The 601-nt window shown below is 20.1% G+C and carries 1 protein-coding gene; it reads right to left on the bottom strand.

All coding sequences use genetic code 11. The features are described from left to right. Nucleotides 1–166: 166 nt before the first annotated feature. Complete coding sequence (locus tag EZH24_RS13155; protein ID WP_137999459.1) at nt 167–469, bottom strand: hypothetical protein; 303 nt, start codon at nt 467–469, stop codon at nt 167–169. Nucleotides 470–601 lie beyond the last annotated feature (132 nt).

The following is a 601-nucleotide window of genomic DNA, read 5'->3' as shown; positions in this document are numbered from 1 at the left end:
TCTTAATTTTTCTTATTTGCTTTTTAGTTAAATAATTGTTTCATCTCTAATCCTATTCATACTATAAGTATTATTCATATTATTTATTATATCATTTTTTACATAAGCCATAATCATAACATATAAAATACATATGAAATCAACGTAATTAACACTACTTTACCTCCTAATCAATAAAATTAGCTTCTTTTAGTATGTCATAACATAAGTTATAGTGTTGTTTTTCACTATCACTCCACGCGTGAGCTATTAAACGTTCTGATAATTGAGACATAATAAAAAAACAAAAACTATACACATCATATATTTTATTAGATACTAGAATAAATAAATGATGTTTTTCTAATATAGAATTTGCTTGATTAATTTGACTGTCATTTAAATTATCAGTATTTTCTTTTATTTCCCAATCGCATATTTTAAAATTTTTGCTTAATTCATATAATTTTTTTATTTTATCTTGTATCATATAAAAACTCCTTTTATTTTATCATTATATCTATTGACTTTATATAAAGAATTATATTAAAAAACATTGTTTATTTTTTAAGTTTCATCTCTAATCCTATTCATAGTACCTCAAAAATAATTAATATAATTT

Source organism: Brachyspira catarrhinii (assembly GCF_005518285.1).
Taxonomy (GTDB): Bacteria; Spirochaetota; Brachyspiria; order Brachyspirales; family Brachyspiraceae; genus Brachyspira; species Brachyspira catarrhinii.
The sequence above is the reverse complement of the archived record's forward strand: the minus strand, read 5'-3'. Positions and strand labels throughout refer to the sequence as shown.